This is a genomic window from Methylobacterium sp. E-041 (assembly GCF_022829665.1).
Lineage (GTDB): Bacteria > Pseudomonadota > Alphaproteobacteria > Rhizobiales > Beijerinckiaceae > Methylobacterium.
In genome coordinates this window covers 67871-83895 of sequence record NZ_JAKSYQ010000115.1, presented here as the reverse complement: position 1 = coordinate 83895, position 16025 = coordinate 67871, and the positions used below count along the sequence as shown (strand labels likewise).

Annotated in this window: 15 protein-coding genes and 1 pseudogene; 8 read left to right on the top strand and 8 right to left on the bottom strand. The window is 67.1% G+C overall.

Going from position 1 to position 16025, the window contains the following annotated elements; all coding sequences use genetic code 11:
* On the bottom strand, window positions 1-289 hold a 289-nt coding region (locus MKK70_RS10670), incomplete at its 3' end, for an IS5 family transposase (protein WP_243947509.1).
* Window positions 290-550: 261 nt separating this feature from the next.
* Between MKK70_RS10670 and MKK70_RS10665 the strand changes: the two genes are divergently transcribed.
* Both MKK70_RS10665 and MKK70_RS10660 read left to right on the top strand, forming a co-directional pair.
* Window positions 551-3250, top strand: a complete 2700-nt coding sequence (locus MKK70_RS10665; protein WP_243947507.1) for an excinuclease ABC subunit UvrA — start codon at window positions 551-553, stop codon at window positions 3248-3250.
* A 96-nt stretch (window positions 3251-3346) separates the two neighbouring features.
* Window positions 3347-4054 carry a type 1 glutamine amidotransferase domain-containing protein gene (locus MKK70_RS10660; protein ID WP_243947505.1) on the top strand — a complete coding sequence of 236 codons (708 nt, stop codon included), beginning with the start codon at window positions 3347-3349 and terminating at the stop codon, window positions 4052-4054.
* Between the two features lie 397 nt (window positions 4055-4451).
* On the opposite strand, the gene MKK70_RS10655 is transcribed toward MKK70_RS10660, so the two are convergent.
* Window positions 4452-4844 carry a winged helix-turn-helix transcriptional regulator gene (locus tag MKK70_RS10655; protein WP_243947503.1) on the bottom strand — a complete coding sequence of 131 codons (393 nt, stop codon included), beginning with the start codon at window positions 4842-4844 and terminating at the stop codon, window positions 4452-4454.
* 82 nt (window positions 4845-4926) lie between these two features.
* Between MKK70_RS10655 and MKK70_RS10650 the strand changes: the two genes are divergently transcribed.
* Window positions 4927-5658, top strand: a complete 732-nt coding sequence (locus MKK70_RS10650) for an SDR family NAD(P)-dependent oxidoreductase (RefSeq protein ID WP_243947501.1) — start codon at window positions 4927-4929, stop codon at window positions 5656-5658.
* A gap of 233 nt (window positions 5659-5891) precedes the next feature.
* Here the strand turns inward: MKK70_RS10650 and MKK70_RS10645 are convergent, their stop codons facing one another.
* Window positions 5892-6632 (bottom strand): SDR family NAD(P)-dependent oxidoreductase, encoded by a 741-nt coding sequence (locus tag MKK70_RS10645; protein WP_243947499.1) that lies wholly within the window; start codon window positions 6630-6632, stop codon window positions 5892-5894.
* An 81-nt stretch (window positions 6633-6713) separates the two neighbouring features.
* Here MKK70_RS10645 and MKK70_RS10640 point away from each other — a divergent pair, with 81 nt between their 5' ends.
* The gene (locus tag MKK70_RS10640) at window positions 6714-7385 is read left to right on the top strand and encodes a TetR/AcrR family transcriptional regulator (protein WP_243938246.1); all 672 of its coding nucleotides are present in this window, start codon (window positions 6714-6716) and stop codon (window positions 7383-7385) included.
* 282 nt (window positions 7386-7667) lie between these two features.
* Here MKK70_RS10640 and MKK70_RS10635 read toward each other — a convergent pair whose 3' ends face one another.
* From MKK70_RS10635 to MKK70_RS10620, 4 genes are all read right to left on the bottom strand, one after another.
* The gene (locus MKK70_RS10635; protein WP_243947497.1) at window positions 7668-9236 is read right to left on the bottom strand and encodes a cation acetate symporter; all 1569 of its coding nucleotides are present in this window, start codon (window positions 9234-9236) and stop codon (window positions 7668-7670) included.
* 12 nt (window positions 9237-9248) lie between these two features.
* The gene (locus MKK70_RS10630; RefSeq protein ID WP_243947495.1) at window positions 9249-9545 is read right to left on the bottom strand and encodes a DUF485 domain-containing protein; all 297 of its coding nucleotides are present in this window, start codon (window positions 9543-9545) and stop codon (window positions 9249-9251) included.
* A gap of 106 nt (window positions 9546-9651) precedes the next feature.
* Complete coding sequence (locus MKK70_RS10625; RefSeq protein ID WP_243947493.1) at window positions 9652-10767, bottom strand: carbon-nitrogen hydrolase family protein; 1116 nt, start codon at window positions 10765-10767, stop codon at window positions 9652-9654.
* A 103-nt stretch (window positions 10768-10870) separates the two neighbouring features.
* The gene (locus tag MKK70_RS10620) at window positions 10871-11767 is read right to left on the bottom strand and encodes a LysR family transcriptional regulator (RefSeq protein WP_243936817.1); all 897 of its coding nucleotides are present in this window, start codon (window positions 11765-11767) and stop codon (window positions 10871-10873) included.
* 119 nt (window positions 11768-11886) lie between these two features.
* Here MKK70_RS10620 and MKK70_RS10610 point away from each other — a divergent pair.
* Window positions 11887-12230: pseudogene (locus MKK70_RS10610) on the top strand (zincin-like metallopeptidase domain-containing protein).
* A gap of 504 nt (window positions 12231-12734) precedes the next feature.
* Here the strand turns inward: MKK70_RS10610 and MKK70_RS10605 are convergent.
* Window positions 12735-13343: a helix-turn-helix domain-containing protein gene (locus MKK70_RS10605; RefSeq protein ID WP_243947489.1), complete on the bottom strand. Its 609-nt coding sequence runs from the start codon at window positions 13341-13343 to the stop codon at window positions 12735-12737.
* Window positions 13344-13622: 279 nt separating this feature from the next.
* Here MKK70_RS10605 and MKK70_RS10600 point away from each other — a divergent pair, with 279 nt between their 5' ends.
* The 3 genes from MKK70_RS10600 to MKK70_RS10590 all read left to right on the top strand — a co-directional run bounded on the left by MKK70_RS10600 (window position 13623) and on the right by MKK70_RS10590 (window position 16024).
* A complete protein-coding gene (locus MKK70_RS10600; protein WP_243947535.1) occupies window positions 13623-14930 on the top strand; it encodes an MFS transporter in 1308 nt (435 codons plus the stop codon).
* A gap of 129 nt (window positions 14931-15059) precedes the next feature.
* Entirely contained in the window at window positions 15060-15443 is a 384-nt protein-coding gene (locus MKK70_RS10595) for a Rid family detoxifying hydrolase (protein ID WP_243936813.1), read from the top strand.
* An 11-nt stretch (window positions 15444-15454) separates the two neighbouring features.
* On the top strand, window positions 15455-16024 hold the full coding sequence (locus MKK70_RS10590) for an MOSC domain-containing protein (RefSeq protein ID WP_243936811.1): 570 nt from the start codon (window positions 15455-15457) through the stop codon (window positions 16022-16024).
* Window position 16025: the final 1 nt, after the last annotated feature.

Below are 16025 nucleotides of genomic sequence, written 5' to 3'. Positions count from 1 at the left end.
GCACGCTGGTGGCGTCGATCATCTGCAGATCGCCCTCGTAAGCCTTCGACACGGCAGCCAGAAGCCGATCCCAAATGCCGCGCTTGCGCCAGCGCCGGAAGCGGTTGCCGCAGGTCGTTGAGGGCCCGTAACGCGCCGGGATGTGGGCCCACGGTGCGCCCGTGCGCGGCCGCCAGAAGATCCCGTTCAGCACCCGTCGGTCGTCCACCCGATCCTTGCCGCGCACGTCCGTCGGCAGGACCGGCTCGATCACCGCCCACTCTTCATCCGTCAGGTCAAACCGCGCCATCCTCGGTCCTCCATTCGGAGAACCAACGATGCCACGGCCAAACCGTGCCAGACGTTATGAGTTCACGACCTAGTGCTCTGACGCCGACAAAACGTGCACAAGGCAGCGAAGTTTTCGAGGCCACAAGCGAATTAGAGGACAGGCCGGTGGCCCATTCGTCGGCGTCTGTGCACGAGCGCGTGGTTCCCGCGCTCCTGAACCCCTCGTCGGCGCGGCAACGCCCGGTGCCCGCCAAGAACTGACGCGTCGAGAGGATGTACCATGGACCAGCCGAAGCCGAGAGAACCGGCCAGGATTGCTCGATCCGGCGCGGGACGGCCGGGCTACGTCACGGTGAAGGGCGCACGCGAGCACAACCTGCGCGACGTCGACGTGGAGCTGCCGCGCGACGCCCTCGTGGTGTTCACCGGCATCTCCGGCTCCGGAAAGTCCTCACTCGCCTTCGGCACCCTCTATGCCGAGGCCCAGCGGCGCTACTTCGAGTCGGTCGCACCCTATGCGCGGCGGATGATCGACCAGGTCGGGGTGCCCGACGTCGACGCCATCGAGGGGCTGCCCCCCGCCGTCGCCCTGCAGCAGCAGCGCGGCACGCCCAGCGCCCGCTCCTCGGTCGGCAGCGTCACTACCCTGTCGAGCCTCGTGCGGATGATGTACTCGCGCGCCGGCACCTATCCGCCGGGCCAGCCGATGCTCTACGCGGAGGACTTCTCGCCCAACACGCCCCAGGGGGCCTGCCCGTCCTGCGGCGGGCTCGGACGGATCTACCGGGCGACGGAAGCCTCGATGGTGCCCGACCCTTCGCTGACGATCCGCGAGCGGGCCGTCGCTGCCTGGCCGCAGGCCTGGGGCGGGCAGAACCTGCGCGACATCCTGGTCAGCCGAGGCATCGACGTCGACACGCCCTGGAAGGATCTGCCGCGGGCCGTTCGCGACTGGATCCTGTTCACCGACGACCAGCCGCAGGAGCCGGTCTATGCCGGCCTCTCGCCGGAGCAGACGCAGGCGGCCCGTCGGCGTCGCCTGGAGCCGAGCTACATGGGCACGTTCACGAGCGCCCGCCGCCACGTGCTCGGCACCTTCACCAACTCGCAGAGCGCCCTCATGCGCCGCCGCGCCGCGCGCTACCTCGTCAGCGAGGATTGCCCCGCCTGCCACGGCAAGCGCCTGAAGCCGGAGGCGCTCTCGGTCACCTTCGCCGGGCTGGACATCGGCGAGCTGTCGCGCATGACGCTCTCCGAGCTCGCCGAGGCGATGCGGCCGGCGGCCGAGGACAGGCTGCCCGACGACCGCCCCGCCAAGGATGCCGCCCAGGAGACCCTCGACCGCGAAGCCGCCCGACGGGATCGCGCCCGGCGCGCCGCTGCGGGCGCGTCGGCCCATGCGGGGGCGCCGGACGTGCGCGCGACGCCGAACCTCTCCATCGAGAAGCGCCTCGCCGCCCAGCGCCTCGCCGCCGACCTGGTCGATCGGATCGGGACGCTGGCGGAGCTGGGTCTCAGCTACCTGTCGCTGGATCGGGTCACCACGACCCTGTCCTCGGGCGAGCTGCAGCGCCTGCGCCTCGCCACCCAGCTCCGTTCGCAGCTCTTCGGCGTGGCCTACGTGCTCGACGAGCCCACGGCCGGGCTGCACCCCGCCGACGGCGACGCCATGCACGAAGCGCTGGCGGGCCTGCTCGCCGCGGGCAATTCGCTGTTCGTCGTCGAGCACGACATCGGCACGATGCGCCGCGCCGACTGGCTGGTCGATGTCGGCCCGGCGGCGGGCGAGCACGGCGGCACCGTGCTCTACAGCGGGCCGCCGGAAGGTCTTCGCGATGTGGAGGCGTCGCGCACGCGCCTGCACCTGTTCGGGTTGGTCAAGCCGCCGCGGCGTCCGCGGCGCGAGCCCTCGGGCTGGCTGCGCCTGGAGGGGATCGTCCGCAACAACCTGCGCGGGGTCTCGGCCGCGTTCCCGCTCGGATGCCTCACCGCCGTGACCGGCATCTCCGGCTCCGGCAAGTCGAGCCTCGTGAGCCAAGCCCTGCTGGAACTCGTCGGCGACCGCCTCGGACGGCCCGTCGAGACCGACGACGAGCCGGAGGATCCCCTCGACGACGCGCCGGGCCCGACGGAAGGGCGCATCGTCGGCGGCCTGGAAGGGGTCCGGCGTTTGGTCCAGGTCGACCAGAAGCCGATCGGGCGCACGCCCCGCTCGAACCTCGCGACCTATACCGGCCTGTTCGACGCCGTCCGCAAGCTGTTCGCCGCCACCCCCGAGGCGCGGCGCCGCCGCTACGACGCCGGCCGCTTCTCCTTCAACGTCGCTAAGGGCCGCTGCTCGGCCTGCGAGGGCGAGGGGTTCGTCAGCGTCGAACTCCTGTTCATGCCGAGCGTCTACGCCCCCTGCCCGACCTGCCACGGTTCCCGCTATGCGCCCGCGACCCTGGAGGTGACGTGGAACGGGCTGACGATCGCGGACGTGCTCGGGCTCACCGTCGAACGCGCCTGCGCTGCCTTCGCGGACGAGCCATCCGTGCTACGCCCGCTCACCGTGCTGCGCGATCTCGGCCTCGGCTACCTGCGCCTCGGCCAGCCGGCGACCGAACTTTCCGGCGGCGAGGCCCAGCGCATCAAGCTCGCCACCGAGCTGCAGCGGGGCCAGCGCGGCGGCACGCTCTACGTCCTCGACGAGCCGACGACCGGGCTGCACCCGACCGACGTGGATCGCCTGATGCTCCAGCTCAACGGCCTGGTCGATGCGGGCAACACGGTCGTCATGGTCGAGCACGACATGCGCGTCGTCGCGGGGGCCGATCACGTCATCGACGTGGGGCCCGGTGCCGGAAACCTGGGTGGCATTGTCGTCGCGGCCGGCCGTCCCGAAGTGGTCGCCCAGGCGCGGGCGAGTCGCACGGCATCCTATCTACGGGAAGAGCTCGAGGCCTACGAAGGCGGGGGCGCGGTCCCGCAGCGTCCCTGACGACCCGTCGTCGATGCCGATTCTGCGCTTGATCAGCGTCAAAGTCGGTGACGGCATCCAGAACGAGAGACCTCAGACCGACCCCGGAGACCGACGATGAAGATCCTGATGGTGCTGACCTCGCACGACCGGCTCGGCGACACCGGGCGCAAGACCGGCTTCTGGCTGGAGGAGTTGGCCGCGCCCTACTACGTGTTCAGGGATGCCGGTGCGGAGGTGGTGCTGGTCTCGCCCGCGGGCGGCCGCCCGCCGCTCGATCCCAAGAGCAGCGAGCCGGACGCCCAGACCGACCTGACCCGACGCTTCGAGGCGGACGGCGAAGCCAGCGCCGCCTTGTCGAACACAGGGCGCCTCGACGGCGTCACCCACGAGGGCTTCGACGCGGTGTTCTATCCCGGCGGGCATGGCCCCTTATGGGATCTGGCCGAGGACCCCGCCTCGATCCGGCTGATCGAGACGACGCTCCGGGCCGGCAAGCCGGTCGCCCTCGTCTGCCACGCCCCCGGCGTGCTGCGCCACGCCAAGGCGCCCGACGGCAATCCGCTCGTCGCGGGCAAGGCCGTCACCGGCTTCACGAACACCGAGGAGGAGGCCGTGGGCCTGACCGCCATCGTCCCCTTCCTCGTCGAGGACGAGCTCAAGCGGGCGGGCGGTGTGTTCTCCAAGGCCGGCGACTGGGAGCCGTACGTAGTCGGGGACGGGCTGCTGATCACCGGCCAGAACCCGGCCTCGTCAGGACCGACGGCCGAGCGCCTGAAGGCGTATCTCGACAAACGATGGACCGCTGGGGCAACCGACTTGTGAGGAGCTTTCGCCCCCTTTGCAAGTCCCAGAGAGTTCCGCTTGCCGGATGCTTCGGGAAAGCAGGGACCTACGGTCGGATGAGTCGCACACCTGCCTTGCCGGTTTCGAAACCTCTCGACGCTGAAGTCGAGGAGCTGGACACTTAAATCTCATTCCCTTTGGCAAGCATGGAAAAAGTCCCGACGTCGATCCTAAAGGGACCTGACCGTGTTCTTGATCACCGAACGCCCAAGATGGGCCAAAGCCGTCGATTTTCTCGGCGCGAGCTGAGGTCCGTTTTCGTGGCATCACTGCTCAAAAGCAGCTAGACTGCTCTCCACCCCAAGCGGCCATTCGGCTACCGACCCTGATAAGACGTAGCGGCTCAACATCCGGCGAACCGAAAGGGGACGCGTTCTCACGTCTTCGTTTTGAGGCTGTCATGCTCGTGGTTGGCCGCCTCGATCGCCGCACCGTTGTCGAGTGCCCACGCGCAGAGCGCCTCGAAGGGTTGACGCAGTGAATGGCCAAGCGGGGTGATCGCATACTCGACGCCGATGGGCGCGGTCGGTAGCACCGTCCGGGTCACCATGCCGTTGCGCTCCAGCCGCTTAAGTGCGTCCGCCAGCGCCTTGTGGGTGATGTTATCGAGCCGCCGCTTGATCACGTTGAATCGTGCCGGCCGCGGACAGAGCACCGTGAGGATCAGGATTGTCCACTTATCGGCGATCTTGTCCAGGACTGGGCGGACCCGTGCCATATCAGCGAGAGCGCACGCGGACAGGACATCGAGATCAGTATCATCGTCCATATCTAGGCTAACCTAAGTGCGTTCTTGATAGCAGATATATGCCGTGTATCTCATGTGCCGTTGCAGATGAAGGGATGCCGCGATGGCTCGCATGGTGGACAAGGTTGCGCTCGTGGTCGGCGGGGCGAAGGGCATCGGCCTCGCGGTCGCCGAGCGGCTGGCGGTCGAGGGCGCGTCGGTCGTCTTCACCGGGCGGCGCGCCGATGAGGTCGAGGCAGCAGCCGCGAGGATCGGGCGGGGTGCGCGTGGTCTTGTTGCGGACGCAGCCCTACAGGAGGATTTGCAGCGCGTCGTGGCGACGGTACGAGAAACGCATGGCCGGATCGACGCGCTGGTCCTCAACGCGGGCATTTCGGAACCTGCGACCCTGCGCGACGCGACGCCCGAGCATTTCGACCGGCATTTTGCGGTCAACGTCCGTGGGGCCGTCCTCGGGTTACAAGCGGCGCTGAGTGCGATGGAGCGGGGTGGGTCAGTCGTGCTAATGGGGTCGATCGCCGACGCCACAGGCATCACGCCCTACGGGACCTACTGCGCGACGAAGGCGGCGCTGCGCTCCTACGCGCGCACATGGACAGCGGAACTGGCCCCGCAGGGCATCCGCGTGAACGTGGTGGCCCCCGGCCCGACTGACACCGCCATGATGGCGAGCGTACCTGAGGAACAGCGAGCTGCACTGATCGTACCGATCCCGCTGGGACGCATGGCGCGTCCTGAGGAGGTGGCGGCGGCCACGCTGTTCCTTCTGAGCGACGAGGCGAGCTTTGTCGCAGGAGCCGAACTGTGCGTCGACGGTGGGATGCGACAGATCTAGGCCCTCAATCGCAGTTTCAACCTGTCCGCTTCGGCCGGTTTGCATCTCCGAAGCGAACCATCTCGACCTCAAGCCAATCGTAGAGCAGACCGGCGGGTCCCGACCCATACGAGCCGTGCAGAGAATTGTCCGGACATTCCGAAAGCGGTCGTTGTTGCCAGGTCGTTGGTCGATGAGGTGGGGCAATCGACACCGACGACACTCCACCTCAGCGCTACACCGAAATCCCGCGCTTACGTCGTCTGTCCACCGTCCACATTCAGGATGGCCCCGGTGACATGCCGGGCTGAAGGACTCGCCAGGAAGGTGACGGCGGCGGCGACGTCCTCTGGCGTTCCATACCGGCCGAGCGGACTGAGGCTACGCTGAAAGTCGGAGAACTCGCCGTTTGCCGGGTTCATGTCGGTATCGGTGGACCCGGGTTGGACCAGATTGACCGTGATGTCGCGCGATCCAAGTTCGCGCGCCAGGCCGCGCGTGAAGGAGTGCAGGGCGGATTTCGTCATGAAGTAGATCGCACCCGCGTCGCCGACGATGCGTTCGGCACCCGCGGAGCCGATCGTCACGATGCGCCCACCTGCGGGGAGATGAGGAATGGCGGCCTGCGCCGCGAGTAGGGGGCCCCGCACGTTGACGTCGAACAGGGCATCGATCGTCTCGACGCTGACCTCCGCAAACGTCGAGTAGAGCGCGATCCCAGCATTGTTGACGAGAATGTCCAAGCCCCCGAGCGCCTGGACGGCTTCCGCCACCGCCCGTTTGACCGCCGAAGGGTCTGCAAAATCCGCATGGATGGCAGCCGCCCTGCGGCCCTTGCTTTCGATCGATTTTACCACTTCCGCGGCACGGTCTGCCGAACGCTCGTAGGTGATCGCCACGTCAGCGCCCTTCTCGGCGAGCGCGACCGCGATGGCAGCACCTATTCCGCGCGAGGCACCCGTGACGAGGGCACGCTTCCCAACCAGTTCCTGCATTGCCGGACCTTTCTGTATCGTTCGACACAGAAATGGCTAGGAGAGTTGGCGATTGGGGTCAAGGGATTTATATATCGAACGATGCAGAAACCGGATCAGAGACCAGAGCCCCCCGGAGCGCACCAGGTTCGAGGTCGTGGGCGCCCTCGTGCGTTCGACCGTGAGGCGGCGCTTGCCCAGGCGACACGTCTGTTCTGGTGCAAAGGCTACGAAGCAACATCCATCACCGAACTTACGGAGGCGATGGGGATCGGATCGCCGAGCCTCTACGCCGCCTTTGGTTCGAAGGAAGCGCTCTATGCCGAGGCACTAAGCCACTACGTCCACACCTACGAGGCGCTCGTATGGGGGCGGTTCCGGACGGCGAGGACGGCCCGTGAGGCCGTCGAGGCTTTTCTGAAGGACTCTGCAGCGGCCTTGACGGGCTCGGTCACCGACATTCCGCGCGGCTGCATGGTGACACTGTCCTCGGTCGGGAATGAGGGCCACGCCGAACTCGGCGATCTCGTGCGCTCGGCACGCGCCGGTACGCTGGAGAGCCTGCAGGCGTGCCTGGAGAGGGCTATGGGTGAGGGCGAGCTCCCGGTCTCCACCAACGTACGCGCGCTTTCCCGCTTCGTGCAGACCGTTCAGAACGGCATGTCGATCCTGGCCCGTGATGGCGCGAGCTGGGAAGAGTTGGACGCGGTCGCCGATATCGCGATGGCTGGCTGGGACGCTCGAATTGCCAAATCTATGGTCGACGACGTCTGATCTACTGGCCTCTTCCCGAAAGCAGACCGGTGACAATTCACCCATCCTGGCCGTAGAGCGGTCCGGCCGATGTCGACCCAACTCGGTCGTCGAGCGGACGGGCGGGTCCCGACCCGACCTTGCCGTCCATGCGCGATCGCGCGCCTCCCTGAAACGGACGTATGTTCCGCCGTGTCTTCAGCAGCTTCTGGAACCTCTCGCAACACTCCCGCTGCGCCGTCCTTCAAAGCAGGGAAAGGGCGCCATCCGACGCCCCATCCCCTCGTATCGGGCAGCCCGTAATCAGCGTTCCGGATAAGGGTCCCTGGACTTCCCGAACATGATCCGGTGGCGCATCTCGCGGAAGGTGCCCTCGGCGTCGTTCTCCTGGGTGAGAAGAGAGACGACGACCGCCACGATGAAGGATACCGGCATGCTGATGATGGCCGGGTTCTTCATCGGGACGAACCACCACGCGCGCGAGACGTCAAACAAGGTCTTTCCGAGCACGTCCACTTGAACCGTGGGCGACAGCCAGATCATCAGGAGGGAAGAGAATGTCCCGACCAGGATGCTGGCGACAGCTGCGGGGGTCGTGAACCGCTTCCAAGTGATGGACAGAAGCAGCGCGGGGAAGTTCGCTGAGGCCGCGACGGCGAAGGCGAGCCCGGCCATAAACGCGACGTTCTGGCCCTCGAAGACGATGCCCAGGAACACCGCCAGCGCGGCGATGGCCACCGTCGCGATCCGAGCGACCTTGAGTTGCTCGCGCTCGGAGGAATGCCCCTGGCGAACCACGTTGACCCAGAGGTCGTGGCAGACCGTCGCCACCCCGGACAGGGTCAGTCCGGCGACGACGGCGAGCATCGTCGCGAAGGCCACGGCACAGATGAAACCGAAGAAGCCGGGGCCGCCGACCGTCAGGGCCAGGAGAGGCGCGGCCATGTTGCCGCCGCCCCCCGCCTTGGACACGACTTCGGGACCGACAAGGACCATCGCCCCGAAGCCGATCACGAAAACGAGGAGGTGGAACGAACCGATGATGCCGGTGGCATAGAGGATCGACATCCGGGCCTCTTTCACGTCCGGCACTGTGAACGCTCGCATCAGGACGTGGGGCAGTGCGGCGGTTCCGAACATCAGTCCGACGCCCAGCGAGATCGCGTCCCAGCCGCTGCCGGCGACCTTGGTGCCCGGCTGGAGCACGCGGTCGCCGTACTTCTCGGCTGCGGCCGCGAAGAGGTGCAGCGGGTTCATGTCAAAGTGCGCCAGCACCAGAAGCGCCAGGATCAGGCCGCCGATGGCCAGCAGCACGGCCTTGATGACCTGCACCCAGGTCGTCGCCAGCATGCCGCCGAACAGCACGTAGACGAGCATCGCCGTCCCGACCACGACGACCGAGGCGTTGTAGGGAAGCCCGAACAGGAGTTTGATCAGCGAGCCCGTCGCGACCATCTGGGCGATCAGGTAGAGCAGGATGACGGTCAGCGTTCCGATGGCCGCGGCCGTCCGCACCGGCCGCTGACGCAGGCGGTAGGCGACCACGTCGGCGAAGGTGAACTTGCCGAGGTTGCGCAGGGGCTCGATGATCAGGAACGAGATGATCGGCCAGCCGACCAGAAAGCCGATGGAGTAGATCAGCCCGTCGAAGCCGTTCGAGGTGATGATGCCGGCGATGCCCAGCAGAGCCGCGGCACTCAGGAAGTCGCCGGCCAGCGCCCAGCCGTTCTGCCAGGCCGTGATCTGCCCGTCGGCGGCGAAGAACTGCTCGGTCGTCCGCGTCCGCCTTGCGGCCCAGTAGGTGATGCCGAGCGTCAGCGCCATGAAGACGAAGAAGAAGGTGACGGCGAGTGGATTGTTCACGGCTTGCATCGGACCCGCCCCTCAGTTCGTGATGCGGCGCACGGCCGGGTCATAGAAGCGGTTCGCCCAGACGACGTAGGCGAGGCAGAGCGCGAAGGAGCCGACGATGACGCCGGCCCCGAGCAGGATGCAGAGGGAGAGACCTGGGACGAGGATCGTGCCGAGCGTCGGCTTCGCGAAGGCGAACATCCCCATGAACGCGAAGTACATCACGATCATCACGACGCTCAGCGCCGTGGCGACCCGCGCTCTCCTTCTCGAGAGATCGAGAATTCTGTGATCGTGCTGGGAGATGGGATCGCTATCGCGCGAAAGCATGCTGAATTTCCGTCCGCTGGCGTTGGGTTAGAGAGGAAGAGCTTCTGAACTCAGGTCTTCGGAAATCACGCGGCCTTGCCGTGGGAGCCGGCCGCGTCGGGACGCCTCAATTGCCGTGGCGCCGCAGCGGAGGCGCCGCGGCTTGGTCGCCGCCTTCATGCCCCGACCATGCGAGCACCGGACCGAAGGTGCCCGGGTCGCCGCCTCCGCGGTCGGCACCTTGCGCCGCCGGAGGTGCAGCTGCGGCCTCGAAGCTGATTGGCTCGCGCGGCGTCCGATCGACCTTGACCTGGAAGATGTCGAAACGGTTGTAGTAGCCGACCACGTCGTGGAACTGCTTGGGCTCCACGCAGGCCGCGACGTCGATGTCGGCATAGACGATGGTCTCGGCCCCCTGATGCGGCTCGACGACATGCGATCCCGTCGGGTCCAGGACCATGGAGACCCCCGCAGGCGTCCGCTCGACGATGTCGGCCAGGGTGGCGTCGCCGTCACACAGGACCGATCTCGCAGCCTCGTCGAGGACGGCGGAGCAGACGATATTGAAGACTTTGGCTTCGAAGGCGTGGGCCCCGGCGCGGATCTCGATGGCCCGCTTCAGATCGTAGGCCGCGCTCTCGCCCGGCCGGCGGGTCGGCCACGCCGGCGGGTAGGTCGAGATGTGGACCTGCTCGCCCTGGGCCATCAGGGCGTAGCGGGCCAAGGGGTTCGTGTTCTCGCCACAGATCAGCATGCCCACCCGCCCGATCTCGGTCTGAGTCACGCGCAAGCCGCGGGCGTCGCCGTTCGCCCAGACGAGCTTCTCGTAGAATGTCGGGACCAGCTTGCGGTGATGGTTGAGGATGGCGCCGTCGCGCCCGATCAACACGTTCGAATTCCAGAGGCAGCCGACGCTGGCCTCGGTGCTCTCGCTGAACCCGAGGGAGACGACGACGCCGTGTCGCCGGGCGGCGGCACGCACCGCGCCGATCTCCACCCCGTCGAGACGGACGGATTGGGCGGCCAGTCGCTTGAAAAGGTCATGGTTGTGGATCGGCGCGCGCAGGGCGACCCAGAGGGGAAAGCCCGGCATGTACCCCTCGGGGAAGACGATGAGGTCCGCACCCGCGCGAGCCGCTTCGCCGATCAGCGCCACGGCCTTCTCGGCCGAGCCGGCGCTGTCGAGGTAGACCGGCGCGACGTGACAGGCGGCGGCCTTCAACTGCGGGTATTCGGCGGGCATTCGTGCGGCTCCAATTCCAGGGATACCGCCGTTTCAACAGAGACCCGCCGTCCGGCGAAGGCCGGAAATACGCAACGCGCGGTGCGGTGATGCCGCCCTATGCTCAAAATTCGTTCAGATAGGCTGCCTCATCGGTGAACAGGTCGGTGAGGAAGCGGGTGACCGCACGAACCCGGCCGACGCATTCGATGTCTTCGTGCACACCGAGGTAGAGGTCGCGGCGCACCACCACCTCGTCCGGAAGCACGGGCACCAGCGCCGGGTTGGTCTTGGCCGAGAACAGCGGCAGCAGGCAGATGCCCGCGCCTGCCGCGACGGCCGTCTGCTGGGCGGCCATGCTGGTGGAGCGGAAGACGACGTTCGAGGGTGTCAGGACTTCCAACAGCCAGTGGACCGGGCTGATGGCGACCAGATCGTCGACGTAGTCGACGAAGTCGTGGTCCTGGAGCTCTGCGCGCGTCGCCGGGCGGCCGCGGCCGAGCAGGTAACGCTCCGATGAGAACAGGGCCAGGCGGAATTCGCCAACTTTCTTGATACGGAGTCGCTGACCTTGTGGCGGCACGAACGACACCGAGATGTCGGCCTCCCGCTTGGTCAGGTTGATGAGGTGCCGCTCGGTTACGAGCTCGACGACGACGTCCGGTACCGCTGCTGCGAGCTCGATGAACTTGGCCGCGAGATAGAACGCGGCGATGCCCTCCATGCTCGCGACACGGACACGTCCGATCGGCTGGGCGATGTCCTGTAGCCCGAGCGCTTCCGGGACCGAGACCATCTTCTGCTCGATGGCCTCGGCGATCACGAACAGCTTGTGGCCGGCCTCGGTCAACGCGAAGCCGTCCGAATTACGGTTGAACAGGCGAGAATCCAGGTTGCGCTCCAACTCGGCGATGCGGCGGCTCACCGTCGTATGGTCGACCTTGAGGCGGCGCGCAGCTGGCATGAGCCGGCCGTGTCGGGCGAGTTCCAGGAAGAAGGTTAAGTCATTCCAATCGAACATGCCGTTCCCTTAGCCGGTCGGAGCGTAGCTCGTTCCCTCAAGCCGCGGAAGGCGCTGGCTCAGGGCCGTGCCCGACCACGTTGGGTCGGGTCGACGCCTTTGTTGCCACCACCGGCGCGGTGATCCACGAGGGCGGTACCCGGGCCTGCTACGTGCCGGTCACTGACACGATCCACCTGCCGCCCCACGCCGCCTTCTTGACGCCCACCGGCTACGCCGGCACTCTGGCCCATAACTCGTGCACTGGACCGGCGCCCCGCACCGCCTCGACCGCGACCTCACCGGTCGGTTCGGCGGCCGCGCCTACGCTGCCGAGGAGCTGGTGGCCGAGCTCGGCGCCGCCTTCGTCCTGGCCGACCTCGGGCTTGCGCGCACGCCCCACCCGGACCACGCAGCCTATTGTGCCTTCTGGGCGCCGCTGCTGCGCGCCGACCATCGGGCGCTGGCCACGGCCGCCGCCTAGGGCTCGCGCGCCGCGGACTACCTCGCCGCGCTGCAGCTGGTCGGTCGGGAGGCACCGGCGATACAGGATGAGGGGAGTACCATGACAGCCCCTTATCAGAGGCAGCACCGCCCCGGACGCGCATGCGCATGACCACCGCGGGCATCGAGCAGGCGCGCGGAGCATGAGCCCGGTGCCTCCTTTTTCTGCCGCGTCCTTGATGCGCTCCACCCCGCCCCCACCGGCAAAGACCCGGCCGGCGGCGGCACGACGCCGGTCACGTGCATGGCGAGGCCGGCTCGATGCGTACGTGGCCGCGCTCATCGCGCTCGATCGGATGGACGATGCGGCGGCGATAGAGCGTTTCAGGCCTCTGTAATGTGTGGTTGGCCTGTACAAGTTGGGCGCCTCGGCGGCGCTCGGTTCGAATTCATGAATTCGGGCAGTCACGGCGCCGGCGTCGAAACATTAGGGGCGTAGAGCCGATTCAGACGAGCGCCGAAAGTCTAACCGTTCCGGTCAACCCTATCGGACACGGGAAGGATCGATCACCAGAATATACTCGCAGGCTTCGGTTCCAACATTGCTGAACGCGTGTCCGGCATCGGCCTCAAAGTACAGGCTGTCGCCGGCCTCGGCAATGACGGTGCGGGTGCCGATCACCGCGCGGAGGCGGCCCCGGAGGACGTAGATGTATTCCGAGACGCCGCGGCGGTGAGCGGTGAACTCGCCTGTGCCGGCACCGGGCGGAAGGGTGTTGAGCACCAAATCGATGCCCCGCCCTGGCAAGACCGGCGACAGGCAGCGCCGCAGGAAGCCGGATTCCTCGTCACGCAGGACCGGCTGACGGCGCGCGGGGATGAGCAGCACCTCGAGATCGGTTGCAGGCGCCATCAGGCGCGAGAAGGTGACGCCCAGCGCTTCGGCCAGACGCGAGAGCACCACGGTGGACGGCACCGCCTCGGCGCGCTCGATCTTGGAGATCATTGAGCGGCTGACGCCTGATCGCGCCGCGAGCGCCTCCAGCGACAGGTCGAGTTCCCGGCGGCGGCGGCGGATCTCCTCCGAGACGTGCATTTGAGAACCCGTCTCCGCCGCGATCTGCGCCGGGGCGACCGTCTCCCTCACCGACATGCCGTCTCCTGTTCCCCATCAGCCCGATAACCTCGACGGACCGGACGTACGGACACCTTTTGACCGCTGACTAGATCATCGCCTCGACTTTTGCACTCGACCGCACCCGTAGGAAGCTGCCGCTGTCGAGCGGCGAGATTTGAGGGGCACCGATGTCCGGGGCCGCATGGTTCCGTCGACCGATCGGCGCTGCAACATCTGGCACGTCGCTTGCCTCCACTAGACTGGAAATATCTCCAATACGATGGAGGCTTTGCGATGGCCAGTGCGGCGACAGCGATGGAGGCCAGCCTCGGCCCCGACCGGAGCGACGTGTCCCTCGCGGACCGACGACAGATCGTCTGGTCGAGCGTGATCGGCACCACGGTCGAGTGGTACGACTTCCTGATCTACGGCACAGCGAGCGCGCTGGTGTTCAACAAGCTCTTCTTCCCGAGCGTCGACCCAGTGGTCGGCACGATCGCCGCTTTCGGATCCTACGCGGTGGGCTTCCTCGCCCGCCCCCTCGGCGGGATCGTCTTCGGCCATTTCGGCGACAAGATCGGCCGCAAGGCCATGCTGTCCCTAACGATCATCATCATGGGGCTCGGCACGTTCCTGATCGGCTGCCTGCCAACCTATGCGCAGATCGGAATCTGGGCTCCGATCCTCCTCGTCACGCTTCGCCTCGTCCAGGGCATCGGCATCGGCGGCGAATGGGGCGGCGCGGTCCTGATGGTGGTGGAGAGCGTGCCTACCGAGCGGCGCGGCTTTTTCGGGAGCATCGTCCAGCTCGGGTACCCGCTCGGCGTCATCCTTTCGATCGGGGCGTTCGCGCTGGCGGGCCTCATGCCCGAGGCGGAGTTCCTGGCCTGGGGCTGGCGCCTCCCGTTCCTGGCAAGCGCGTTCTTGGTGTTCGTGGGCCTCTTCATCCGGCTTCGGCTGCACGAGACGCCCTCGTTCAAGCGCGTGAAGCAGCGGGCCGCGTTCGCCAAGATCCCAGTCATGGAAATCCTGACGGAGCATCCTCGAACCTTCCTGAAGGCCGTCGGCCTGAAGGTGTCGGAGATCGCCTACGTCAGCGTCGTCACCGTATTCTCAATCTCGTACGTGACGGGAAAGCTCGGCCTGCCCCGCGGCGTCGTCCTCAACGGAATCCTGATCGCCGCCATTATCGAGCTCTTCACGATCCCGGCGTTCGGATGGCTCTCGGACCGCTTCGGACGGCGACCACTGTTCGTGGCCGCCTGCGTGTTCTCCATCGTCTTCGCTTTTCCGCTGTTCCAGCTCCTCGACACCCGCGACCCGATGATCATCACCCTCACGATCGCGGTCGCCCTGAGCTTCGGCCAAGGCATCATGTTCGGGACGGGGGCCGCCTGGATGTCGGAACTGTTCGACGCCCGGTTGCGCTACAGCGGCGCCTCCCTCGGCTTCCAGGTCGGGGCGGCGCTCAGCGGCGGCTTCACGCCGCTCATCGCGGCGGCCCTGCTGACCTGGGCCTCGGGCGCGACCTGGCCGATCTCGATCTACCTGATCGTGCTGGCCTGCGTGACGCTGCTGGCGGCACTCTCGGCGCCCGAGACGGCGCGCTGTCAGATTGATTAGACGGATCCACCGCAGCGGATCACCGCGGCGCCGAGGGTTCTCCGGTCCGCCAAGGGCTTCCAAATCGGTGGATTTTCTTCCAGGATCATGGATGACGGCTGGCGCCGGAGCCGGCCTCGTGGAGGACGAATGGACAGGACGATCATCAAGACGGACAAGGCTGCGCCCGCGGCCGGTCCCTACGCCCAAGCGACCCGGGTTGGCGATCTCGTCTTCGCCTCCGGCCAGCTTCCGATCGACCGCGAGACGGGTGCGTTCCCCGAGGGCGTCGAAGCTCAGACCCGGTGTTCGCTCGCCAACCTCGCGGCGGTCCTCGAAGCCGGCGGCGCGAGCCTCGCCACGATCGCCAAGACGACCGTGTTCCTGAAGGACATGAACGACTTCGCCGCGATGAACGCGGTCTATGCAGAGCATTTCCCGGGCGACGCCCCAGCCCGCTCCACGATCGAGGTCGCCCGACTGCCGCGCGACGCACTGGTCGAGATCGAGGCGATCGCCCTCGCGACACGGTAGGAGGACGCCGAATGACCGATTTGTCACCCCCGCGCATGGTCGAGGCCTTCGCCCATCCAGCCGGTTCGATCGCCGTCGGCGTGCCCGGCGGCGCGGTCGGCTGGCGGGGCACGCTGCTCGCCATCCACATCGCCTCGGCGGCAAGCTACGAGATGGAGGAACTCGCCGAGGCGCGGTGCGTCGCTGGCCGCGGCATCGAGGGCGACCGCTACTATCTCGGCTCCGGCACCTACTCGCCCAAGCCCGACACCCGTGAGGTGACGCTGATCGAGCAGGAAGCGCTGGACGCGATCAACCGCAATGACCCGCCGCTGCAAGCCGGGCCGCTACAGATCGCGCCCATCGACCACCGTCGGAACCTGACCGTGCGCGGGGTGCCGCTCAATCACCTCGTCGGCCGTCGCTTCCGGGTGGGTGAGGTGATTCTGCGCGGCGGGCGGCTGAACTTCCCGTGCAAGTATCTGGAGGAGTTGCTCGGCCTGCCGGTCTACCTGCCGCTCTACAACCGCTCCGGGCTCAATTGCGGGGTCGAGCGCGGCGGCGTCCTGCGCCCCGGCGATCCCATCGAAATGCTGGACTAGG